Source organism: Gluconobacter sphaericus (genome assembly GCF_016757795.1).
Classification (GTDB): domain Bacteria; phylum Pseudomonadota; class Alphaproteobacteria; order Acetobacterales; family Acetobacteraceae; genus Gluconobacter; species Gluconobacter sphaericus.
Window position 1 is genome coordinate 1 of record NZ_CP068420.1, and the last position, 23,332, is coordinate 23,332.

General features: G+C 61.0%; 25 protein-coding genes. 23 read left to right on the plus strand and 2 right to left on the minus strand.

Features of this window, described 5'->3' with window-relative positions:
* The first annotated feature begins 52 nt into the window (after window positions 1-52).
* From IGS75_RS13435 to IGS75_RS13510, 16 genes are all read left to right on the plus strand, one after another.
* Entirely contained in the window at window positions 53-5,194 is a 5,142-nt protein-coding gene (locus IGS75_RS13435) for a DEAD/DEAH box helicase family protein (RefSeq protein WP_202258724.1), read from the plus strand.
* Between the two features lie 135 nt (window positions 5,195-5,329).
* Entirely contained in the window at window positions 5,330-5,965 is a 636-nt protein-coding gene (locus tag IGS75_RS13440) for a hypothetical protein (RefSeq protein ID WP_202258726.1), read from the plus strand.
* Window positions 5,962-6,303 (plus strand): hypothetical protein, encoded by a 342-nt coding sequence (locus tag IGS75_RS13445; protein ID WP_202258728.1) that lies wholly within the window; start codon window positions 5,962-5,964, stop codon window positions 6,301-6,303. The genes IGS75_RS13440 and IGS75_RS13445 overlap by 4 nt, the downstream gene beginning before the upstream one ends.
* Window positions 6,300-6,608 (plus strand): DUF5983 family protein, encoded by a 309-nt coding sequence (locus tag IGS75_RS13450; RefSeq protein ID WP_202258729.1) that lies wholly within the window; start codon window positions 6,300-6,302, stop codon window positions 6,606-6,608. Before IGS75_RS13445 ends, IGS75_RS13450 begins: the two co-directional genes overlap by 4 nt.
* Before the next feature lie 189 nt (window positions 6,609-6,797).
* Window positions 6,798-7,223 carry a hypothetical protein gene (locus IGS75_RS13455; RefSeq protein WP_202258731.1) on the plus strand — a complete coding sequence of 142 codons (426 nt, stop codon included), beginning with the start codon at window positions 6,798-6,800 and terminating at the stop codon, window positions 7,221-7,223.
* A gap of 53 nt (window positions 7,224-7,276) precedes the next feature.
* Window positions 7,277-9,139 (plus strand): ParB/RepB/Spo0J family partition protein, encoded by a 1,863-nt coding sequence (locus IGS75_RS13460; protein ID WP_202258733.1) that lies wholly within the window; start codon window positions 7,277-7,279, stop codon window positions 9,137-9,139.
* A gap of 268 nt (window positions 9,140-9,407) precedes the next feature.
* Entirely contained in the window at window positions 9,408-9,626 is a 219-nt protein-coding gene (locus IGS75_RS13465) for an antitoxin MazE family protein (RefSeq protein ID WP_062269019.1), read from the plus strand.
* Window positions 9,623-9,946: a type II toxin-antitoxin system PemK/MazF family toxin gene (locus tag IGS75_RS13470; RefSeq protein WP_062022288.1), complete on the plus strand. Its 324-nt coding sequence runs from the start codon at window positions 9,623-9,625 to the stop codon at window positions 9,944-9,946. The genes IGS75_RS13465 and IGS75_RS13470 overlap by 4 nt, the downstream gene beginning before the upstream one ends.
* 480 nt (window positions 9,947-10,426) lie before the next feature.
* Window positions 10,427-11,568 (plus strand): IS3 family transposase gene (locus IGS75_RS13475; RefSeq protein WP_202256546.1). Its coding sequence is split into 2 segments (ribosomal slippage): window positions 10,427-10,667 and window positions 10,667-11,568, totalling 1,143 coding nucleotides; the frame shifts between segments, so codons are not numbered across the junction.
* Window positions 11,569-11,658: 90 nt separating this feature from the next.
* Window positions 11,659-12,327 (plus strand): LPD29 domain-containing protein, encoded by a 669-nt coding sequence (locus IGS75_RS13480; RefSeq protein ID WP_194258308.1) that lies wholly within the window; start codon window positions 11,659-11,661, stop codon window positions 12,325-12,327.
* Window positions 12,328-12,395: 68 nt separating this feature from the next.
* A complete protein-coding gene (locus tag IGS75_RS13485) occupies window positions 12,396-13,010 on the plus strand; it encodes a hypothetical protein (RefSeq protein WP_202258735.1) in 615 nt (204 codons plus the stop codon).
* A gap of 19 nt (window positions 13,011-13,029) precedes the next feature.
* Window positions 13,030-13,455, plus strand: coding sequence for a hypothetical protein (locus IGS75_RS13490; protein ID WP_202258737.1), 426 nt, complete (start codon window positions 13,030-13,032; stop codon window positions 13,453-13,455).
* A 255-nt stretch (window positions 13,456-13,710) separates the two neighbouring features.
* On the plus strand, window positions 13,711-13,887 hold the full coding sequence (locus IGS75_RS13495) for a hypothetical protein (RefSeq protein WP_202258739.1): 177 nt from the start codon (window positions 13,711-13,713) through the stop codon (window positions 13,885-13,887).
* Window positions 13,888-13,964: 77 nt separating this feature from the next.
* Window positions 13,965-14,474: a DUF3085 domain-containing protein gene (locus IGS75_RS13500; RefSeq protein ID WP_202258741.1), complete on the plus strand. Its 510-nt coding sequence runs from the start codon at window positions 13,965-13,967 to the stop codon at window positions 14,472-14,474.
* Window positions 14,475-14,478: 4 nt separating this feature from the next.
* On the plus strand, window positions 14,479-14,703 hold the full coding sequence (locus tag IGS75_RS13505) for a hypothetical protein (protein WP_237469131.1): 225 nt from the start codon (window positions 14,479-14,481) through the stop codon (window positions 14,701-14,703).
* On the plus strand, window positions 14,700-15,233 hold the full coding sequence (locus IGS75_RS13510) for a hypothetical protein (RefSeq protein ID WP_202258745.1): 534 nt from the start codon (window positions 14,700-14,702) through the stop codon (window positions 15,231-15,233). Before IGS75_RS13505 ends, IGS75_RS13510 begins: the two co-directional genes overlap by 4 nt.
* Here the strand turns inward: IGS75_RS13510 and IGS75_RS13515 are convergent.
* On the minus strand, window positions 15,215-15,733 hold the full coding sequence (locus IGS75_RS13515; RefSeq protein ID WP_194258313.1) for a hypothetical protein: 519 nt from the start codon (window positions 15,731-15,733) through the stop codon (window positions 15,215-15,217). The two genes, IGS75_RS13510 and IGS75_RS13515, sit on opposite strands and share 19 nt — an antisense overlap.
* A gap of 282 nt (window positions 15,734-16,015) precedes the next feature.
* On the opposite strand from IGS75_RS13515, the gene IGS75_RS13520 reads away from it, so the two are divergent.
* The 7 genes from IGS75_RS13520 (at window position 16,016) to IGS75_RS13550 (ending at window position 21,876) form a co-directional block, all read left to right on the plus strand.
* Window positions 16,016-16,255, plus strand: coding sequence for a hypothetical protein (locus tag IGS75_RS13520; RefSeq protein ID WP_086649743.1), 240 nt, complete (start codon window positions 16,016-16,018; stop codon window positions 16,253-16,255).
* 90 nt (window positions 16,256-16,345) lie between these two features.
* Window positions 16,346-16,591 (plus strand): hypothetical protein, encoded by a 246-nt coding sequence (locus IGS75_RS13525; RefSeq protein WP_202258747.1) that lies wholly within the window; start codon window positions 16,346-16,348, stop codon window positions 16,589-16,591.
* 80 nt (window positions 16,592-16,671) lie between these two features.
* The gene (locus tag IGS75_RS13530) at window positions 16,672-17,499 is read left to right on the plus strand and encodes a DNA/RNA non-specific endonuclease (protein ID WP_202258748.1); all 828 of its coding nucleotides are present in this window, start codon (window positions 16,672-16,674) and stop codon (window positions 17,497-17,499) included.
* Complete coding sequence (locus IGS75_RS13535; protein WP_202258750.1) at window positions 17,496-17,762, plus strand: hypothetical protein; 267 nt, start codon at window positions 17,496-17,498, stop codon at window positions 17,760-17,762. Before IGS75_RS13530 ends, IGS75_RS13535 begins: the two co-directional genes overlap by 4 nt.
* 434 nt (window positions 17,763-18,196) lie before the next feature.
* Window positions 18,197-19,168: a DUF3991 and toprim domain-containing protein gene (locus IGS75_RS13540; protein WP_202258752.1), complete on the plus strand. Its 972-nt coding sequence runs from the start codon at window positions 18,197-18,199 to the stop codon at window positions 19,166-19,168.
* 10 nt (window positions 19,169-19,178) lie between these two features.
* Window positions 19,179-19,862 (plus strand): hypothetical protein, encoded by a 684-nt coding sequence (locus IGS75_RS13545; RefSeq protein WP_202258754.1) that lies wholly within the window; start codon window positions 19,179-19,181, stop codon window positions 19,860-19,862.
* A complete protein-coding gene (locus tag IGS75_RS13550) occupies window positions 19,795-21,876 on the plus strand; it encodes an ATP-dependent helicase (protein WP_237469132.1) in 2,082 nt (693 codons plus the stop codon). Before IGS75_RS13545 ends, IGS75_RS13550 begins: the two co-directional genes overlap by 68 nt.
* 68 nt (window positions 21,877-21,944) lie before the next feature.
* Here IGS75_RS13550 and IGS75_RS13555 read toward each other — a convergent pair whose 3' ends face one another.
* Window positions 21,945-23,285: a hypothetical protein gene (locus IGS75_RS13555; RefSeq protein WP_202258756.1), complete on the minus strand. Its 1,341-nt coding sequence runs from the start codon at window positions 23,283-23,285 to the stop codon at window positions 21,945-21,947.
* Between the last annotated feature and the right edge of the window lie 47 nt (window positions 23,286-23,332).

The window sequence follows — 23,332 nt, forward strand, 5'->3', positions numbered from 1 at the left end:
CCCGGTCTGCCGCGCGCAGGACCGGGCGCGGTCGCTTGTCCGGAGTTTTCCCATGAGCAAGGCACAGCTGAGCTTCTTCGACACATCAGCCCTTGGAGGCGCGAACGCCAATCTTTTCTGGGGCGAACTGCCTGGCGATAAAGCGCTTGAGGAGGCTGCAAAGGTCGTCGAGCAGGCCGCAGTTATCCCGGCTGTTGCTCCAAAGGTCGACTTCTGTCTCTGCGGCACACGCGACCTGGCCCAGGGCTGGAAAGCGCGGGCGCGGGACAATCTCGCCGCCATCCGTCTTCTGACTGAACTGGAAACGGATGGCCGCAATGCAACGCCCTCCGAACAGGCGGTGCTGGCGAAGTTCACGGGGTTCGGTGCGGGTGAGCTGGCCAACAGCCTGTTCCCCCGTCCAGGCGAAGCCTTCCGTCAGGGCTGGGAAGAGATCGGGGTTCAGCTTGAAACGCTGACCAGCCAGCAGGAACGGGCCGGGCTGGCGCGGGCCACGCAGTACGCCCATTACACACCGGAACTGATCGTGCATGCGCTGTGGGATCTGGTGGCGCAGATGGGGTTCCGCGGCGGACGTGCGCTAGAGCCGGGCTGCGGCACCGGCCTGTTCATGGGCGCGATCCCGGAAAAGCTTGCCCCGAAGACGGCCTGGACGGCGATCGAGAACGATCCGCTCACGGCCCGCATTGCCCGCAAGCTGTTTCCGAACCAGTGGGTCCGCGCCGAGGACTTCACGACGGCGAAGATTGCCGAGCAGTTTGACCTCACGATTGGCAATCCGCCGTTCAGTAACCGCACTGTGCGCGGCACGGACGAGCTGGGGCGGCTTGGCCTGTCACTGCATGACTACTTTATCGCACGCTCCGTCTCCCGCCTGCGTCCTGGAGCGATGGGTCTGTTCGTGACGTCACGCTGGACAATGGACAAGCGTGACGCCACCGCGCGCCGCCACCTGTTTGAAACGGCGGACCTGGTCGGGGCGGTACGCCTGCCGGCTGGCGCGATGCGGGATGATGCCGGAACCGACGTGGTGGTGGACGTGCTGGTCCTGCGCCGTCGTGAGATCGGAGACAGCCCGGGCGACACCGCCTGGCTGGACGTTGTGGACCTGTCCGACACCGACGAGGGGGAGGGACCGCTCAGCATCAACCGCTATTTTGCGGAGAACGGTCAGCAGGTTCTGGGTCGGCATGGCTGGACGGGCGGACAGTACGGGCCGGAATACACCTGCGCGGCGAACCCGATGCTGATGCTCGACGACGCCCTGCCGAGCGCGCTCTCCCGTCTCGCCGCGCTGGCACGCTTCCCGGTGCCGCAGACGCTCGACGTCGAGGCGCTACGGGAAAGCCGCCGTGTGGATGTCGGCACGGCAGGGAAGGGGGCGAGCCTCAAGGAAGGCAGCTACCTGATCGAGAAGGGTGCGCTGCACCAGATCATTGACGGCCAGTCGGTGCCGGTGAAGGTCAGGAAAGGCGAGCAGAAGGACGGCATCTTCCAGAAGCACGCGCGCATCATCGAAGGCCTGATCCCTGTCCGCGATGCCGCCCGTGCGGTCCTGCGCGCCCAGGTGGAGAACCTGCCTTACAGTGCGCTCCAGACGGACCTCAAGCGCGCCTACCAGACGTTCGTGCGACAGTTCGGCCCGATCAACCTGACAATCACCAGCACGCGTGTTGATCCCAAAACCGGGGACGAGAGCACGACGCAGCGGCGTCCAAACCTCCAGCCCTTCTACGACGATCCGGACGTCTGGCTGGTCAGCTCGATCGAGGAGTATGACGAGGACCGGCAGATCGGCACACAGGGGCCGCTGTTCTCCGAGCGTGTGATCCAGGCGACGCTGGAGCCGGAGGTCCACAGCGCCCATGACGCGCTCGCCGTCTGCCTGCACGAGACGGGTGTGGTGGAGATTCCGCGCATAGCCGAGCTGCTGGGGCGGTCCGAGGATGAGGTTATCGCCGAGCTGGGCAGTGCCATCTATCTCGATGCCGGACGCAGCCAGCCCGGACGCGATGTCTGGGTGCCAGCCGACGAGGCGCTGTCAGGGGCCGTGCGCACAAAACTGGCGGAGGCCCGCAAGGCGGCCGAGACTGACCCCCGCTTTGCCCGGTCCGTGGCTGCGCTGGAAGAGGCCCAGCCCGAGGATCTGCGGCCGAGCGACATCACGGCCCGTCTGGGGGCACCGTGGATCCCGACCGCCGACATCGAGGGCTTCATCGCCGAGGTCATCGGGGTCGACGCTGGCGTGTGGCACACAAAGGAGGTGGCGTCGTGGACCCTGGACAAGGGACCGTTCCGGGGCAAGGCGGAGGCGACGTCCGTCTGGGGCACCGAACGGCGTCCCGCAGGGGAACTGATCGAGGATGCGCTCAATCAGGCCATCCCGCAGATCTGGGACACCTGGCGCGACGAGAACGGCGAACATCGTACCCTGAACGCCCAGGAGACCGAGGCTGCCAAGGAAAAGATCGCGGCCATTAAAACGGCCTTCCAGACCTGGGTGTGGCAGGACCCGGAGCGCGCCGAGCGTCTGGTGCGGCTGTATAACGACACCTACAACAACCTCGTCCCCCGCGCATTCGATGGGGCGCATCTGCAGTTGCCCGGGGCCAGCACCACGATCCAGCTGCGCGCCCATCAGAAGCGGGTGGTCTGGCGCATCATCGCCACGGGCAACACTTACATGGCCCACGCCGTGGGATCGGGAAAAACCTTCTCGATGTGCGCGGCGATCATGGAGCAGCGCCGTCTCGGCCTGATCTTGAAGGCTATGGTTGTGGTGCCGGGACACTGTCTGGCGCAGATGGCCCGCGAGTTCCTGATGCTCTACCCGACCGCGAAGATCCTGGTGGCGGACGAGACGAACTTCGTGAAAGCGAAGCGTCAGCGCTTCCTTGCCCGTGCGGCCACGGGACAGTGGGATGCGATCATCATCACGCATGATGCCTTCAAGTTCATCCCGGTCGAAACCGCGTTTGAGCAGGCGATGATCGAGGCGCAGATCGCGTCTTACGAAAGCCTGTTGTGCGAGATCGACGCCGACGACCGCATCTCGCGCAAGCGCATCGAGCGCATGAAGGAGGGGATGAAAGCGAAGCTGGACGGGCTGGCCAGCCGCAAGGACGATCTGGTGCATCTTGGCGAGATCGGGATCGACCAGATCCTCGTGGATGAGGCGCAGCAGTTCCGGAAACTGAGCTTCGGTACGAACCAGTCCAGCCTCAAGGGCGTCGATCCGAACGGCAGCGGGCGGGCCTGGGACCTGTACGTCAAGGCCCGCTATCTCAGTCGCATCAATCCCGGTCGCGAGCTTGTCATGGCCTCGGGTTCGCCGATTACGAACACTCTGGGCGAGATGTACAATGTGCAGCGCTTCCAGCAGATCGACGCCCTGATCGAGCGCGGCCTGCACGAGTTCGACGCCTGGGCCGCCAATTTCGGGGAGACCCGCACGGAGCTCGAGCTTCAGCCAAGCGGGCTGTACAAGCCTGTGACGCGGTTTGCGGAGTTCGTGAACGTGGCCGATCTGATGGCCATGTACCGGCATTTCGCGGATGTGGTGCAGCAGGACGATCTGCGTCAGTACGTGAAACTTCCCGAGATCGCCACGGGAAGCCGCCAGATCATCGTCGCTGACAGCGGACCCGCTTTCCGCGATTACCAGAAGGAACTGGAAGCGCGGATCAAGGTGATCGAGGAGCGTAAGGGCAAGCCGCAGAAGGGTGAGGATATCATCCTGTCCGTGATCAACGATGCGCGTCACGCGGCGATTGATCTGCGCTTTGTCCGATCCTGGGAAGACAACGACACCAGCAACAAGCTGAACGTCATGATCGCGAAGGTCTTCGACATCTGGAAGGCGACGCGCGACAACCGTTACACCGATCCCGATACCGGCAAGCCGTATGACCTGCCCGGGGCCGTGCAGATGATCTTCTCGGATCTGGGCACGGAAGCGGCGCTGGAGAAACGGGGCTTCTCGGCCTATCTGTGGATCCGCGACGAGCTGATGCGGATGGGCGTGCCGCGCGATGAGATCGCGTTCATGCAGCACTACAAAAAGAGTGCGGCCAAGCAGGGACTGTTCCGGGATCTCAATTCCGGGCGCAAACGCATCCTGATCGGCTCGAGTGCTACGATGGGTACGGGCGTGAATGCACAGCAGCGTCTGATTGCCCTGCACCATCTCGATGTGCCCTGGCTGGTGGCCGACATCATACAGCGTGAGGGACGGATCGAACGCCAGGGCAACCAGAACCCTGTGATCCAGATTTACGCCTATGCCCTGAAGGGTTCAGTGGATGCCACAAACTGGCAGCTTCTGGAGCGCAAGCAGCGTTTCCTGTGTCTGGCCATGTCCGGAGACCGGTCAATCCGCCGTCTGGAGGATATCGGCGAGAGTGCGAACCAGTTTGCCATGGCGAAGGCACTCGCTTCGGGCGACGAGCGCCTGATGAAGAAGGCAGGACTGGAAGCAGAGCTGGCCCGACTGCGTCGTCTCAAGGCCGCCCATTACGACGACCAGTTCAACGTGCGTCGTGCGATCGAGCGGGCCGAGCGCGATCAGAGGACTGCGGAGACGTTTATCCCGAAGATCCGGGCGGATATCGCGAAACGCCAGTCGACACGGGGCGAGGCGTTCGAGCTTGTGCGCAAGTCGGATGTGATGACCGAACGTCAGGATGCCGGCAAGTGGCTGATGGGTCAGGCGCGCACGGCCAAACGCGCAGAGACAAAGGGTCGGTGGACACTTGGCGAGATCGGCGGTTTTGAGCTCGTGTGCGAGACCTGGAGCTCGACCTTCATGGGTGAAGAGGAATGGGACGCGACCATCGCAATCATGGCCGAGGACCGGATGATCGGGATCGACTTTGACCACGACACGGCGCCGCTTGGCTTTATCGCCCGCATCGAGAACACGCTACTGCGCTTCGACAGCGAGCTTGCGGATGCGCAGCGGCTGCTTGCCGAGACGGAGCGCAAGCTGCCCGGCTACCGTGCCCGTGACGGGATGCCGTTCCGCGAGGCCGCACTTCTGGAGGAGAAGGAAGAAGAGATGGCGTCTCTGGAGGCGGATCTGGCCGAGGATACAGCGCGTCGGGAGGCGGAGGCCGCCGAAGCGCTGGCCGCGATGGAAAGCCTGAGCGTCAACGACAATGGGGGAGGAGGAGAGGAAGAAGAAGCGGCAGCATAAGGAGAGGGGGAAGGGGCGGGCATGGCCCGCCCGGTGCGGCAAGGCTCAGGCCGGGCGCGCTGACGCGCGGCCTTGCCGCACCGGGCAGCCCCTGCATCTGCGAAGAGGTTGAAAGAGACATCAGAGGAAGAGAGCATGTCCTATCGTATCGTCTATGACCTCGCCGCCGTGCGACTTCCCGCAGAAACCCTGCGCCCTCATGTTGCCGATAGCAGCTTTTATGCCGATCAGTATCTGCTGATGGAGTTGGGTGGCGATAATAATGTCTACGAGGGCCGTGGGTCGCTCCGCGCGAGAAGCTGGTCCCTGATTGGCGCGGGACAGAGCTGGGAGATCATGCGCGAAGTGGTGCAGTATGCCGCATCCTGTGAAGGTGGCGGGATGCGCTTCTCCGGTGCCAGCGAGACGCAGGCAGAAACCTATATCCGCAAGTGCCGGACTGTGTTGCGGGACGCTGTGGGCGCGCAGGCGCTTCTGGATCGGGGCATGACCTGCACGGGACATTTCGCGCTCCGCAAGGGGCCGGTTTCCGCGTGGCTTCAGAAGCGTGTGGACGAGCTCTCGACGATCAAGGCTCCGGAGAGGAGAGGCGAAACTCCGGTGTGGTCCTGGCTGAACCTGCTGCGTGACCCGAAGGATGCAGCCATTTTTCTGGCATACTCCAATCTGGACGATGCGCCTGTCTATAATCGGGCGACAGTCCATGGACCGTGTCACGAGCGCCACTCCATCATGAGAGGCCTGACCCCATTCGTGGAGTGCGCGGCATGAGCCAGATGGACCAGACCACCCTCTCCAAGATCCTGTGCGGTGTGAACGTGGAGATTTTCACCTATCCGAATGGTGAGGCCCTTCTGCGCACCGTGGACAGCTATCCCGTCAACGGGAATGACTGGCACGGGCCATATAAAGATGCGACCTGCGCGGAAGCTGATTTCGTGGACCGCAACGCGCAGCCCGTAATTACCCCGAAGGATCTGCAACGGGGCCGCCTGAATGGGACTATTGCCCAGACTCTTGAGGGCGTCGAGATGATGCTGACCATGGATCGCTGGACCGGGGGCAGTTGCCTGACGTCGTTCATTGTCAGACCCGAGGGGCAGGCATGAGCAAGGCCAAACCGTCAACCGCAGGCCTCGTCTGCCGGCACCTGGATCTCAGTACCGGGCATCTTCCGGTCGCAGAGCGTGATGCGTGCGAGCTTTATCTCAGCAGCGAGGGCACAGCAGGGCGAAGCTGTCTTGGCGGGCCGTATGGCTGGATGATTCATGTTCCCACCGAGGCGGAGGACGTCCCTCATGACGTGTCTCCGGAACTGGCCGCCCTGATGGCTCAGGCGCGAGAACAGAACTGCCACTACATCCACTTCGATCGAGACGGGCCGATCGACGAGATGCTGACGTTTTACGACTGAACCGCCACCGCCGTGCCTGTCTCAGGACAGAGAGAAGGCGACGGGAAAAGAAACGGAAATGAGAGAGGGAGCCGCCACAGGTCGCGGCTCCGCGCAAGGCTCAGGCCGGGCGCGCTGACGCGCGGCCTTGCGCGAAGCCACGCCCCGTGCCCGCGCCGAGAACATCACAACAGAAAAAAGGAGAGCGGCGTGTCAGACCCGGCAGGACAACCCGCGGCCGAAGTAGCTCTAAGAGCAAACCTGACGCTGATCTTTGAGGCGATGCGGACGCATGGCGTGAAGACGGTCAAAGTTGAGTACGAAGCCAAAGAAGGCTGGTGGACAACACTTCATGTGACGGCGGACGACAGCCCGGATCTGTTCGAAGACCTGTCCCTGGAGAAGGCCGTTGCAGCGCTTGGACCTGACCAGACGATTGCCCCTCTGTTTCCAAACAGCTTCGACCTTGTGGTCTGGCACTGCGTCGAAGCCGTTATCCGCCGCGTGCAGACCGACTACGACGCCGATGAAGACGGGTCTTACGGCACGGCCACGCTGACGCTGGAAACGCGACAGCTGGAGGTCGAGCATATCGAGCGTGTGGTCTCCCACCTCGCGCACAGCCTGACCGCCTGACGTCTCCCCCACGACATTTTTTCCACACCCTTACGACATCACTGGAGCCCATCATGGACGAACTGCGCCTTGTCGATCCCAACACCCTGATCGCGAACCCGAACAATCCCCGTCAGACGAAGCCCGGTCAGGCGAGCATTCGTCAGCTGGCGCTGAATATCCGCGCAGTCGGGCTTGTTCATCCGCCGCGCGTGCGTGAGCGCGGGGACGGCAGCCTAATGATCATCGCGGGCCACCGACGCACGGAAGCGGCGATCTATGCAGGTCTGACGGAAATTCAGGTCCATGTCACAAAGATCGACAATGGTCTGGAGGATCTGGCGGCGGCCAGTGAGAACATGATCCGCGAGGGCATGACCGAGCCAGACCAGTGGCGTGCCGTAACCCGGATGCGCGAAGAGCTTGGCTATACCGACCAGCAGCTTTGCGTCGCCCTCATGGTGACACCAGCTTACCTCAAAGGGCTGACCCTGCTCGCGAAGCTGCATTCGCCAATCCTGCATGCCATCGAAATTGGCCGCGGCCCGGACCTGAAAGAGCGTCGGATCCTCGCCCTGTCGTCGCTGGAGGATCAGGCCGCCGCGTGGGCAGAAATGTTCGCCGAAAACGTGGAGGAGGGAGAGGACCCGGCCGGGTATCGTCTCAACGCCGAAGATCCGGATGATACCGTGAACTGGCGCGACTTTACCTGGCACCTGCAGCAGGACGAGTGGTATGCGCGTGATGCCCGGTTTGACGATGCGCTGGCGCAAAAGCATGGCATCGTCTGGATCGAAGATCTGTTCGGGCAGGGCGATGAGGACAATCGCTACATCACGGATGCCTCGGCGTTTCGGGCGGCGCAGGAAGACTGGATCGCCGAGCATCGCCCCGAAGGAACGCTCGCCCTCGAGACAGGCGAGTATGGGTCTCCGCTTCGACCAGAAGGCTACAACTTCGTCACGCGATGGATGGGCGAGCAGGACACCGATGTCGCCGGTTACTGGCTCAATCCGAACACGTTGAAGATCGAAGAGCGGACGCTCCGCTACACAGGTGAAGACACACTCCGCTCTGAACCGCATGTCGCGGAGCAGACGCCTCCCCCGAAGAAAGAGCGCCCTGACATCTCCGGTACGGGTCTGAAGATGATCGGCTCGGTGCGGACCCTCGCGCTGAGGAAGGCGCTGACGGCGAAAAGTGAAGACGCGGATCCGTGGGATCTGGTGGCCGGACTGCTGCTCGCTCTGAATGCGAACAACGTCCATCTTTACGGCTGCGAAAGCAGCTCGCCTCAGGAGAACGCGGTTAAGACCGCCATGGAAGCGTTGTTTCCGGAGGGCGAGCTGGTGCGTGATGAAGCGCTGATCCGTCGGCACGCGCTGGATAGCCTCGCGGGCTTCATGAACTGCGAGGTCAGTATGCACTCCGGCTCCGGCATGGCAGCGGAACTGCTGGGCTGTCTGTTCAACGCGGACGCCCACATGCCGACCATGGCTGATGAGGACTTCCTGAAGACTTATAGCAAGCCCGGCATCACCAAGGCTGTTCAGGCGCATGGTCTCGCGCCACTCAACACGGGCAAGGAGATGCGCGCTGCCCTACTGAATGCCGTGGGAGACGGACACTGGGTCCCGGAGGCCGCAGGTTTTGCGCAGGCGACTGGCGTCTGGACCGAGGAGGTTCGAAACAGGCAGGCCCGCCGCGCGAAATGGGCCGCCCTGACAGACGATCTGGAAGACGAGGATGAAGACGGTCTGGAGTGCGCTGATCCGGAGGATCTGGAAAACGTGATGGACGAGGAGGGCGGAGAAGACGCGGGCGATCCGGACGTCACGGACGATGAGCCGGCAGAAAAACCGGACCTCGTGGTGCCGCAGGAACTGGTGGCCATGCAGGCTGCCATGGGAGGGCGGCTGGAGATCCTTAGGATCTGAGCCAGCACACGGCCACGTATGGACCTGACATCAGGCGGCACTCAGAAGAGTGCCGCCTTTTTTGTAAGCAGACAGAAGAAAGAGCCCCTATGGCAGACTATTTTTCGAGGTTTTCGGCCTTAATTCCGTTCTGGAGCGTTGAGACGCGTACGAGAGCGCTCACACTTCGGGAACCCTACAACGCATAGTGGGAGGAGGAGCATCCCGAGCGCTTTTTAGTAGAAATCAGGAATTTTTTTTGTTACATGTAACGATAGGAGAAAACGCCATGACCCCTGTTGCCATTCGCGTCCAAAAGCGCCGTGACACCCTTCGTAAGGCCGGTCTGCGCCCCGTCCAGATCTGGGTACCCGATACGCGCACACCTGGCTTTGATGCAGAATGCCAGCGCCAGGCGCGTCTCGTGGCCGAGGCAGAACGGCACGATCCCGCGCTGATGTCCTTCGTTGAAAGCGCGGCCAGCGATCTCGACGGATGGGATGCATGAACCGGGGAGACTTCGTTACCGTTGCTCTCCAGGGTGATCTGGGAAAACCCCGTCCCGCGCTAATCGTCCAGGCTGACCGCTTCGAAACGACGGCCTCTGTGACCGTACTCCCTGTTACCAGCACGCTCATAGACGCGCCCTTGCTTCGCCTGTCGGTAACACCGGACGAGCGAAACGGGTTGCGCAAGACGTCTCAGGTGATGATCGACAAGCCCAGTACTGTCTCCCGAGACAAGATTGGCCCCACCTTCGGGATTGCCAGCGATACCGTCATGCTTTCCGTCAATCGCGCTTTGGCGCTGTTTCTCGGTCTGGCCTGAAGCGCGTAGAACGCCGAGTGACGTCTGATTCAACAGGGAGTCGTGGGGATACCTTCCAACAGTCGTCAAACGCAAAACGAAGAAGACCCTTCAGGCGGTTGCCACCGCACTGAAGAGCCTCTCCGAGTAAATCACTTAAGGTAAACCGGGCCGTGAGGTGTTTTTTGCGAAGCCCTTCACGGCTCACCTCTGAACCTGGACGAACCGGTTGCGATTTTCAAGGGCGGAGTCAGCATGGCTCCGCCCTTTTTCATGCGGTGAGATGCAGCCTTGTTCCACAGGGCAGGACAGCCCGCGCAAGGAAAAAAGACGAGAAAAGAGACGACAGGAGGAGAGAAGGGCGGGGTGCCAGAGCCTGTCTGTCGCCGCAAGGGGTGGTGTCCTCGGCTGACGCCTGCGGGACCGCCGCTGACGCGCCGCCTGAGTAGCCCCTAGATTTCTGGACGCCTTGGTTCCTAAAAATGAGGACAGGAGGCGTTGATGGGGAAGCCCAATTTCAGTGATGAGTTCAAGCGTGATGCGGTGGCGCAGATTACCGAGCGGGGATATCCGGTAGCGGAAGTTTCGCAGCGGCTCGGGGTCAGCACACATTCGCTGTATGCGTGGAAGCGGCAATTCGCGAAGGTGGTATCGGGCGATGCCGGCAAGGATGCCGAGATCCGGCAGTTGAAGCGCGAACTGGCCCGGGTCACCGAGGAGCGCGACATCTTAAAAAAAGCCACCGCGTATTTCGCCAGGGATGCAAAGTGAGATACGCCTTCATTGCTGAGCATCGTGATCGTTTTGGAGTTCGGGCGATGTGCCGCTGTCTGGCCGTGCAGCCCAGTGGCTACTATGCCTGGCGGAAGGAGCCGTTGAGCCGACGTGCTTGCGAGGATGCCCGACAGACCACGTTGATCCGTCAGGCCTGGAACGACAGTGGCAGGGTTTATGGCTACCGTAAGCTGCACGATGATCTGCTCGATCAGGGCGAGACCTGCTGTCCGAACCGCGTGGCACGCCTGACAAAACTGGCGGGCATCAAAGCGCAGATTGGCTACAGGCGGCGGCCAGGTAGCCATAGTGGCAGGCCCTCTCTGGTCATCGACAACGCGCTGGCCCGGCAGTTTGATGTCGAGGCACCCGACAGGGTGTGGGTCACAGACATCACCTACATCCGCACCATGGAAGGGTTTTCCTACCTTGCAGTCGTAATCGACCTCTATTCGCGTCGTGTGGTGGGCTGGTCGATGCAGAGCCGCCAGACCTCGGATGTGGTACTGCAGGCGCTCCATATGGCCATATGGCGACGAAAGCCCAAAAGCCGGGTGCTGATCCACTCCGATCAGGGCAGTCAGTTCACCAGTATGGACTGGACTGCCTTCATACGGGCTCACAATCTGGAACACTCGATGAGCCGCCGCGGCAATTGCCACGACAATGCTGTAGCGGAAAGTTTTTTCTCATCGCTCAAGCGCGAGCGCATCCGGCGTCGAACTTACAAAACGCGCCAGGAAGCACGACAGGACGTGTTTGACTACATCGAAATGTTCTATAACCCGGTGCGCAAGCAGGTCAGGAACGGGATGCTGTCACCCGTGCAGTTCGAACAACAGCAGACTTTGAATGCTCAAGGCGTCTAGAAAACTAGGGGCTACTCAGCCCTTGCCCCGCCAGCCAGGCCCTGACCCCGGAGAGGACAGTTGAAGAGACATGAAGAGAAGGAGATCAGCATGTCTGAACACCCGACTGTCACCGTAGGCACCCGCGTCAGCACCATCCTGTACAACAGAGGCCGGGGCGTCGTGTCTGCGGTCCATGGCACGCCTCGTCCCGAGACAATCAGACGCCTTGCTGGCGGCTTCATCGCCGCGGGAGGCAATGCCAGCTTTGATATCGTCTTTGCCTGCGGGAGTGTCAGCAAGAAGCTGCCCGAGAGCATTCTGCATGGTGTGCAGTGGACGATCTTCCACGACGAGCCCAAGGCCAGCCCTGAGGAAATTGCGCAGCTGCACGCTCATGCCGAAGCGTGCCGCGCTGAAAAGCAGGCACAGAAAGATCAGGCTGAGGCGGCGCATGCGGCCGAAATCGAGCGTCTGCGCACCGCTCCTGAATACGCCCATCTGGAGCAGGGATCGGACCAGAGCGGCGTGCTGGCAGGAAAGAACATCCGCCGTCTGCTGAAAGCCGCCCTGCCAAAACACAAATTCCGGGTGCGCAAATCCTCCTACGGGTCCGTCTTGATCGGCTGCGATGCCCCGCTGGACGATGCGGCACAGAAGACTGTTGACGACATCAGAAAGCGGTTCAGATCGGGGTTCTATGATGCGGCGTCGGATTGCCACTCGAAAAGCCGGAGCCCCTGGCAGGACGTCTTTGGCAGCGCCGAATACGTCTTCTGACCCTACCTTACCCCTTCACAGTTCTTCAGGCCGCCGCGAGGCGCCCTTTGTCATATCTGGAGATCGACATGGCTTTCTTTACGCTCAGTGCTACGCCCGCCACCGCAAAGCGTGAGGGCTATTTCACCAGCACCACGATGGCGCTCATGTCCCATCTTGGTGAGCGCCGCACCGTCGAGGCGAAGTCGGTGGATGGCCTCAAGCCACTCATTCTGAGCTTCGGCCGCGACACAGCGCTCCAGCATCCCGGCAAGTCCTTCAAGATCATGATCACGGTCAATCGTGGCAGCCGCAAGCCGCGCGGCTTCGACGCGGCTTATGATTCAGAGGAGCTTGGCACCTCCGAATGGCTAGAGACCACGATTGCAGATCCGGTACCTCACGAGGGCACGCCAGGTGTGGCCTCATGGGGAACACGCTACACGCCATTCCGCATGGACGCTGCAGAGCCGCGCGAGGTCTCGCTCACCGAGGCCGAACGCCTGTCTGAGGACGGCCATCTCGGCTTCAAGGGGTGGGCCGCGGAAGTTGCCGCCACTCTCGAGACCATTGGCGCACCTGCGGCCGCCTTGGGCAGCGAGAGCCGGGACGCTCTGGTAGCGCGCTATCGCGCCCACCAGCATCCTGCCCTGGCCGCTGCCGTCCTGATCGCAGCTTCGCCAGCGGATCAGCTGGCGGCCTGAGGCCAATGCAGGGGAGCGGATGATGTCTCCCCTGCCAGATCCAACAGTTCAAAAGACGAGCGAGTTTTCCATGGTCGATGAAAGCCTTCTGCAGATCGAGACCTGCCTTCTGGATCGTCGCAAGGTTCATTTTGGTATCGCACCGGATGGACGCGTCTATCTGCGCGTGACGTCGTTCTGGCCGAAAGAAGCCGCCCAGCACTGGCATGGCCCTTATTCAGACCGACAGGCGGCCGAGACGGATTTTCGCGCACGGACGCAGCCTCCATTCGTCACGCGCACACAGATTACCGAGGCCAGTCGCCGCGGGGAGCATGGCATGGTCGAGGGTGTGCCGATGATCGTTCTGAGGCATCGCTGGACGGGCTACCTGACCCTTACGCCTTACCGTCTCGTGGAGGAGATCGGGCAGGGGGAGTGCGCGCGCCAAAATGGACACATCTGAACTCCGCGTCATCACGCGCCATACCCGTGCGACGGGAGAACAGGAAGAAGAGAAAGGAAAAGAGGCAGAGGGAGAGAGGGGCAGCACAGGAGGGCTGCGCTGGCAAAGGGTGGGTCTCCACGCGTCCTCGCCCTGACGGGCTCCGGGTCGTGGAGATCCCGCCGCTGCGCGGCGCCTGTGCCAGCGCAGCCCTCCTGTGCCTGTGCCGGAGAAGTCATCAGAGAAAAGAGATGACGGTAACAGGAGTGACCTTTCATGCAGATTTCCCAACAGGCCCTTCAGGACATCAAAGACGTTGCCGGACTGGCAGGTGGGGTCATGGGCTTTCTGGGCCTGGTCTTCGTCTTTACGTGCCTGCCGAGCTTTCTGGCTGGCCCGGTGCCTCATCATTACCTCGCATCCGCCGCCCATCGCAGCCACAGTCAGGGCTGAGCTTTTTCACCTCCGAACGTCCCAGAGCCCCGCCATCGAGCGGGGCTTTTGCATTTCTGATCAAAGGAAAATGACCCATGATCGTGACCTTCGACCGCGCGCTGATCGAGCGCCTTCTTGCCCATGCCGAGGCCGCGTCCGAGCACCGCGCCACGCTGACCCAGCTCTTTGACAAAAGCCTGCGCAAGCCCGGGCATGGCGCGCGTGAATGGGGCCTTCAGGAAGACGTCGATCCCACAAAGATCCCTGCGGGTCTGTGGCTGGTTGGCGATCACGGGATCTACATGATGTCGAACGGGCTTCCCCTTCTGCCGTCCGATGACGGTCAGAAGCCCAATCTGTGCGCGTATGCGCGCGAAGCGGACCCGGAACAGAACGCGGGCAAGGCTCATGACGTGAAACGACAGGCTTTTGGCGGGGATGACGGATGCGAGTTCCTGGACGCAGCGCTTGTGCGGCAGGCTCTCAAGCAGGCGTCAGGCGACACACTGCGCATGAACATCACTCCGGAAACCCTCGAATTTCTGGCCTGGCCGGCCGTCCTTGAAATCTTTCAGGAGAAGAAGAATGTCCGATGCGACGCGTGAAACGGTGTCTGCGGGTCCGCAGTCCCGCGATCAGATCTGGGCCTCGGCCGTTGCCGTGGCTGCTGACAGCGTGGAGCAGCTGCGGCGCTGCGATGTCGATCGCGTCGTCTCCCTTGTCGACGCGGCGGATCGTACCGCCCTGACGGGCTGGCTGATCGCGCGCCGACCCGAACTGGCAGGCGCGGTCGCGGAGGCGCTCTCCGCGCTCGCACAGGAGGCTCACGTATGAGCCTGCTGTTGCCACACCTGCGGCGCGTCCGCATTGAGGCCGAGGGCCTGACGGCCACTCAGTGGAGTTCACCGCAGGAGAAAGCCCAACTGGCCAATGCAATCCTCGCCTTTGTTGCGAAAGGATTGCCAGAGGAGGGGTTCAGCAAGGCGTTGTACCAGCGCGTCAGCCAGATGTGGGGGTTTATCGCCTGCTTTAACCGGGACGGCTTTGCGGGCCGGTATTTCTGCTCGACGCAGGGGCGTCTCGCCTTCCTCGATCAGATCGTCGCGCGCGGCGGGATCGGCGATCCCGCCTGGACCTGGTCAGACGTGGAAAGCCGGATCGCGGCTCTTCTGGTCGAGCATCAGGTGCTGGATCTGTACCGCGCTGAACTACGGCAGGAAACGCTCCGGGGCGAGCAGGCGCTGTTGCGCAGCTTGCTCGACCGTCACGGCGTACCGGCCGATCATGCAGGCCGCATTTCACTGGCTCCGGCGCTATCTGCACCTCTGTCCCGGCAGCAGCCTGTTCAGATGGGTCTGCTCTGACACGCTGTGCTGTCCGTGACGGCGCAGGAGTCCGGATCATCAATCAGTCCGTGGACGACCTCCCACCCGCCGAGAATATTCTGGGCTGTCTCCCAGGCGACGATCTCGGCCCGCAGTGCCTGCGCAAGATCGTCATAGATGCCGTCGCGTTGCTGATCTTCGATCTCGCGACGCTCCGCCTGTTCCGTGAGAGACCGTGCGTCGGAAACCCGGGCCAGGGCCCGACTGACCAGAAGGGTCAGCCAGTCAGACGCCATGTGCTGACGGGCTTCGCGGGTTTCGGGCAACGCCGTGGCTCCGAAAATCTGTCGCGCTCTCTCACGTCCGAACGCGCGGAGGCGCTCAACCTGTCGGGGCGGTGTCACGCCGCGGATTTCTGCAAGTGCCCGCAACTGCGTCTCGGGCAGGATTGCGTCGGTCAGCGCGTCCAGGGTTGGTGCGCGACGCCGCTCCTGTGGAAAGCGGATCACCGTGGCGGTCTGATCTGTCTGTGCACTCATCGGCGCCCTCCTTTTGTTGTGGTGCAAGCGTAAAGCGCACCACAAATAAAAGTCAACAAAAACAATGAGATACCGGCCTTATTAGGCCATCGCGAAAACCTCTTGGGGGCTGAAAGGAGACGCGCGGGAAGGAGAAAGAGGAGGGAGGGAAGGGGCTCTCATGGGGCAGGCGTCGCAGCAAGGGTGCGTCGCTCCGCTCCCGGCGCATAGCGCCGCCCTTGCCACGCCGTCCGCCCCACGAGGCTGCCGATCGGGAACGAAATAATCCGAGAGAGGCAGAGTATGTCCAAGCGCAGGAAAACGGATCTGACAGCAGCCCGAAAAAAGGCAGAAGTCTTCGGACCGGACACGGTTCTGTTCGCAGACCTCCAGATTGACGAGACGTTTTGCATAGGCGGTGCGGAGTTGTCAGGCGTGTACCGCAAGGTGCGACGCAATCATTACCGGCATAACGGAATGCTCTGTTTTGCAAGTGATGGGATGGCCGTGAAGCGCGCTCCCCTGCCTCGGACCGGGGACTGAGACCAGGCCTCCCGATCTCCTCCTTCCTCCACGAATATCTGGGCCGCAGTGCGGCCCGCATCCGGCAAACAAATAGAAAGGAACCGCACCATGCAGGTCCAGAGCGATACGCCCGCGTCCAGTTTTCTTCCCGTACTTGAAGCGCCTGTCTTTCACAGGGCGGTTTCAACAGGCCAGACCATTGGCCGCGCACGGCGCTTTTACGCGGAAGCAGATCATCTCGCTGACGACGCAAATGATGATTGTCTTGGAGCGGCGTTACGCGCCGCGCTGCGCCGTGATGCCAGCGCTGCCCATCGTTCAGCGCAGCGCACACTTATGAGTGTCTCCCATTGACGGGCGCGATCCTGCACTCACAACAGGCCGTGCCATCCTGCGCCGTGAGACAGAAGCCTTCGGGAAGAAAAGGATGGGCCATGCGACTGCCGATGACAGGGCTGACCCTGGCGAGCCTGCTATGGGCAGGCATAACCCACGCAGCGGCTGCAGAGTGCTCCGCTTTTGGAGGAGATAATCAGCTCCCGGTTCTGACTAACGCAGCGCTTGGGCAGAAGACCGTGCTGTTGTGCAATGACGCTTTTGCTGTGCTGCATTCGGGCATCAGTCATGGCCCGTTATGGACGGCCGAACACCTGACCGAGGAAGATCTGGAGCGCAGCATGCAGATTGGGCGGGTCGTCCGGTTTTTTCATGCCGATCCGCGTCTGTCTTTTGAAGACCGGGCCGAGCTGAGTGATTACCGTAGATCGGACTACGACCGGGGCCATATGGTGTGCTCTGCTGACGAGCCCAGCCTGCAGGCGCAGGAGCAGAGTTTTTCGCTTGCCAATGTTGTCCCCCAGACGCCTGAGTTGAACGAAGGCATCTGGACAGGCGTGGAAATGGCTGTGCGTCGTCTCGCACGACGAGATGGAGAACTTTATGTCGTCACGGGACCGGCTTTCGGAGCTTCGGTAAATACCATTGGTGCACATCAGGTCTTTGTGCCGGTGGCGACGTGGAAGGCTGTTTACGACCCCGCCGAAGACGGAGCGGGCGCGTATTTCTGTCAAAACACCAGCCAGCCCACCTGTACGATCATCAGCATTGGCGCGTTGGCCAAAGCGACCGGTGTGGATCCATTCCCGTCGCTCCCAGATGAGATCCGCCAGACGGCCATGTCGCTGCCCCGCCCTCTGAAAAGTCCCTACGCTGTCCGTATCCGGCCCGCCTCTGGCGGTCCTTTGCTGGAGACCACACCATGAGCTTTATTCCTTTCCTGGATGCAGGCGAAAGCGTTCAGATCGATGATCTGACGATCGAGAACGGGGCGGAACGCATTGCCGTGTACGGGCGCCTTGAAATTCGCAGGGACCGGATTGGCCTGCAGGATATTCAGGCGCTGAAGGCTCAGATCGACGCCATTGCGCACGAGCTAGAGGGATCGGCGCATCTCCCCGAGCGGGTGCGGAGCGCACAGCAGATGAGCGTGATGCCCAGTCCCTTCACGGATCGGAACTGTGCCTGACGGCTTGGGGGCTCCTTACGGGAAAGGTCTGGAGTGCCACAAGCCTCACTCCGGACAAGACGACCTTCCACCCCAGCTTCCTCCGCGCCCTTCGGTTGCTCCGTGCAGCCGGGTCCCCTGAGAAGGCATCCTGTCCTGCGCTGCGTTTGTGACGGACCTGAAAGTGTCGGGACGAAAGGCGTCGCTGCGCTTGCTTTCGCCCCTTTTGCCTCCGGCACGGGTCGAACGAAAGGCTTGTTTAAGTATTCGTTAAGTTTGTGGAGATGATGTTTGTGTGGCGCAAGGTCACGGCAAATAAAACCCTATAAAGCCGCAGAAAACAGCCGTTTTTACTTGCAATATTTGCGGATTTTTCCTAAATTAAACCCAGATGACAGGGGCGTTGAGGCCGGTTCTGACCGTTGCGCCGTCCCGAAACGAAAAGGATGACGATCATGGCACGCTTTGAGCCGTTCAGACTGTCTGATAGTGACCGGACCGACATCGTCAAAGGTGTCTCCTGTGCTCTGCTGCTTGAGCGCCATGGCTATCTTCTCGACAAGCCCGAAAGCACGCGCAACGCTCTGAAGTACCGGGCGGGCAAGGGTGAGACCATCATTGTCAACCATGAAGGCCGCGGCTGGTGGGATACGGGATCGGACGAAAAAGGGGATGTATTCTCCCTGATCCAGCGCCTGACACCCGGTCTGAAGTTTCATGAGGCCTGCACTGCGCTGGGACAGCTGGTGGGCCTTGCGCCGAAGGGGGCAGAATATGTCCGTGAGCGTCAGGCCAAAACGCCAGATGCTGCACCGGCTGAGCGCTGGCATGGCAAGAAGGAACTGACATCCGGCACTAAGGTGTGGGCGTACCTTACAGAGGAGCGCGGCCTTCCGGAGTGGGTTCTGCGTCGGGCCATCATGACCGGCTGCATCCGGGACGGCTATCACGCCGCCTGGTTCGGCCACCGGGATGCCAAGGGGACCATTTGTGGTGCGGAACTGCGCGGCCCGGACACCAAGGGGATGTGTCTGTCGGGTACGGTCAAAACGCTGTTCCGGTTTCAGCCCGGCCTTGCGCGCACGGTCCGTCGTCTGGTGGTGAGTGAATCCGCCATTGATGCCCTGTCCTATGCCGCCCTCGACAGTGAGCGCACGCGCGAAACCCTGTACTGCTCGACCGCAGGCGGCATGGGACCGGAGACGGTCGAAGCCCTCACGGCCGAACTGACTGAGATGGCAAAAGATCCGGCAGCCGTTCTGGTGGCCGCAACCGATAATGATGACGCCGGCAACCGCTACGCCGCGCGCCTTGCAGAGCTGGGCCGTGAAGCCGGTGTCCGTGTGATCCGCCGTATTCCCCACGGGGGCTGCAAAGATTTCAACGACGCCCTGAAGACTGTTGTGGCCGCCGCCCGCGCTGCCTGAGGAGAGACTGATGACGAATGACAAGGCACGACGGGAAATGGAGGCTCTGTTTCCCGGCCACGAAAAAAATGACGCCCTGAGAGCGGCTTTTCTGGCGCACCCCGACGCGGACCATTATCTGCGCCTGATGCCAGACCTCGGATGTCGCATTCCCTGGGCTCTGGTGGAATACGGTCCTGAGGGGGAACGGAGCCAGGGTCTCGTTGTTGGCGGACGCTGGAGTGCAGCAGGCTGGGATCTCTCCGGACGCATCGTCCTGTTCGTTCAGTCTCCGACCGGAAGCAGCAGGTTCCTGACCTGTCAGGCGGGAGAGCAGCAGCTTGTTCTGATCGGCACCGTTCCCGGAAGCACGCGTCATCCTGACCGTCCGGATGCCGTAACACTCCTGGGACATGTCGCAGAACTGACCGCCGCCTGGCATGCCGACGCCGAGACGACCCGCGTCTGGCATACCTGGGCCCTGCTGCACAATCAGCCGCCCTTTCCGCAGACCTATGCCGAGGTCGCATTCGGTAGCGACGTGTTGCGCGGCCTCATCGTCGGGGGAACGGTTCTGGCAGACGGGACGTGGGACTTCGGGCGTGAGTTTGATCTGATGGTGGAGCCGGACATGATCCTGAGCCTCGATGGCCGCCGTGCGAGCCGGTGCGAAGTTCTTCATGGCACCCGGGAGCAGGGACGTGGTCGTGGATAATCATCTCTCCGGACTGACTTCCTCCCAGGCAGAGGCCGCACGTCAGACGGGGCCCGTTGTTGTTCTTGCAGGTGCCGGGACTGGCAAGACCAAGACGCTGGTGGCTGGGATCGTCGATCGTGTCGTCAAGCGTCGCATGGCCCCGGATCGCATTCTGGCCGTGACGTTCACCAACAAGGCGGCCGGGGAGATGAAGACCCGCATTGCGGCGGCCCTAAATATCGCTCAGGCGCCGTACTGGGTGGGGACCTTCCATGCGCACGGACGCCGTCAGCTGCGGACCGACCCCGACATTGCCGGGCTGCGTCCGGGGTTCGACGTTTGTGATAGCGAAGACAGCACGAAGATCGTGCGCCGCCTTCTGGAAAAGGCGATTGAAGCAGGCGTCATGAATGCTGACGATGGAGAAACATTTCGCAAGCGTGTGAAGTCCGTCAGCTCGCGCATTGCCATGCTCAAGGAAAACATGGTGCTTCCCCCGGACGCCGTCACCTGGGTCGAGGGACGGATTGCGACGGATGCCATCACTGAGGGTGATGACATTATGATCTGGCGGGATGCGGCCGTCCTCTATCCTGCCTATCAGGCGATGCTGCGCGAAAGCAATCGCGCGGATTTTGCAGACCTGCTGCTATGGCCTACCGTGACAATGTTGCGGGATGAACGCTACAGGCGCGACTGGGCGGACCGGTTTGATTGCGTGCTGGCCGATGAGTTCCAGGACGTGAACCGGCTCCAGTTTCTCTGGCTGAAATGCCTGTCCAAAGACCACAACGAGCTCTTCGTTGTCGGCGACGATGCGCAGTCAATTTACGGCTGGCGTGGGGCCAATGTCCGGATTATCCGAAGCTTTCTCAAGGAGTTTCCGACCGGACGTCTGATTGCCCTGGAGCAGAACTTCCGCTCGACCGGTCATATCCTGTCAGCAGCCAATGCGGTCATCTCTCATGACACGAGCCGTTTGGAGAAGACGCTTTATACCGCGTCTGGAGATGGCGAGCCAGTGGATATTCTGCGGCATACCGGCAGTCAGGACGAGGCCTCCGGGATTGCCGCCGAGATCGGCCGTCGTGCTCTCGAGGGCGTGCCTTATGAGGAGATGGCGGTGCTGTATCGGTTCAACCATCTCTCCCGGTTGCTGGAAGAGTCTCTGCTGCGTGCGAAGATCCCGTATGAGCTGGTCAATGATACCGCTTTCTGGCAGCGCGCGGTGGTGAAGGACGCGCTCGCCTTCCTGCGTCTGACGTGTTTTCCGTATGAGCGGCAGTCAGACGAGGCCTTCCGACGGATTGTCAATCAGCCCGCCCGGGGGATCGGGGCCAAAGCCATGGCAAAATTCGAGCAGGTCGCGGACGATGAGGCAATCTCGCTTTATGATGCAGCGGAGCGCACGGTGCAGGGACGCACGGGCAAGGCTGCTGACAAGCTGCGCGGCTTCCTGGACGTCATTCTGAAAGGGGCACGTAGCGACGAACCAAGTCTGGGTGAACGTCTGAGGGTTCTGGTTGAAGAAAGTGGATATCTCGCGATGCATCAGGCGGCCGGGGAGGATGGACGCACGGCGCTGGAAAATCTGCACGAGCTTCTGTCGCTCGCCAACGAGTTCAGCTCGGTGGAAGAGCTGTTCGATCATGCGGCCCTCGGGTCGGAAAGCCGGGATGATGACAGTGTCGGTCGGGTGAAGCTGATGACGATTCATGGCTCAAAGGGCCTTGAGTTCGGGCATGTCTTTCTGATCGGATGGGAAGACACGCTATTTCCGTCACGCACGAACATTGACCCGGCTGAAGAACGCCGACTGGCCTATGTCGCACTGACCCGCGGCCGCCAGCGCGTCAGTGTGTCCTGGTGCGAGTTTCGTCGAGGAGAGCAGGCCAATCCGAGCTGTTTTATTGACGAGATCCCGCTTCAGGCGCGGCGGGACGGCTGGGGAAGGGATCTCAAGCGCCGTCCCGCGTTCCAACGGGGAACGGTTTTCAATCGGCAGGCTCAGAGAGAGGCGATGGGGTTTTGACTGAGAGCAGATCGTACCGGTAATGCCGACTGCCAAGGCTGACAACAGGAAGGTCAGCCTTGGCTCAATCAAGACTCCTGTTTCGCTCTTACCCATGCAAGAAACCCGGATATATCATCACTTGGTGACAGCGAGTTCGCGTAAAGCTCCAGCTCCTCGGCAGCGCGGCGAATTACCCCTATAACGAACGTCTCAGCGCCGCTTCGGCTCATCTCCATATTTGAATGGAGCGTTGAATATGTACCATGGAGAATTTGAGAACGATCACGGACGATCTGCTTTGCGAACTGCCTGGCCGTTACTACTGAATCGCTTGTGACGGGATCGTTTGGTTTCAGGCTGTAAAAAGTCAAAAGAATTGCCTCAACACGAGCTTGGCTCCCGCTGGTACTTTCTGCTTTCGTTAATACCTCTAGCGCCGTCTCAAGTTTTACAATAGCAACAGTATCAGTGTTCTCGGCGAGCGCCTCGTGCAGCCAGTAAGCCGCATCACACCATGCTCGTTCGAGCTTTGGGAGCTGATAATTGCCAGTTGCGAATGAATTCACGAGACGGCCGACAGCCTTAATCGCGGGTTTCGCATTTCGTAGAAAGACGGCCAGTGTCCCATCTCCAATCGGCATGCCAGGTTCTACGTTGGAACGTTTTGCGAAATAATACCCGTCCGCTTCCGAAATAGTCGTGCGGACTGTTAAACCTCTGTGTGTGTCCAGCGTACCCATGTTCCTCGTTCCAAAAGACGGGGAAACAGTGAGTTGAATGGCAACAACGGCCAACGCCGCTGACACATTGCCGATCTCTTCTGCCTTGGAACGCTCACATCCCTCGACAGAAATGCGAGCAAGCCAGTTGGCGCGGCCCTTCTTCATCACTCCAATCATCTTATCGAAATGTGAACGTCCCAACCAGTCATCTTCTCTCGGATAGAAATCACTGCGCTGAATGTCATCGATAAAGACGAAGTCGGCTGGCCCGATTGAAAACCGTGGCGCACGCCAAGGTGAAATTATGCAAGGGACAAATACACGCCGTGGCGTCGATAACCGGTCAAACCAAGTCACAAGTTGAGCCTCTATGGCCTCTACGTCGCGTGGCCCAATCGACGCCGCATCTCTGTTAACATAGTCCGCTAAAGCCTTTAGCAGTGCTGTGCGAATATCATACACAATCGTGCCGCGCGCCATCGCAGGAAAACGGCTGGCTACGTTTTCTAGAAAATCAAAAAAAGCGCTCGACGACTGCTTTAGGACAACTATTAGCCGATCTATCTCAGGCTGAGCTATGCCGATCTCCTCAACCTGAAGAAATTCTTGTGTAAGATGATCAGGCTGTATTGGCGGCAATATTCTTATACCAAGGATAACCTCGCGAAGAAGCGCAACCTCTTTTTGGTGTGGTGTCTGTCTCATCGAACTTCCTTTACTTGGCGCCCGGAACTGCGCCAAAAACGGTAGTG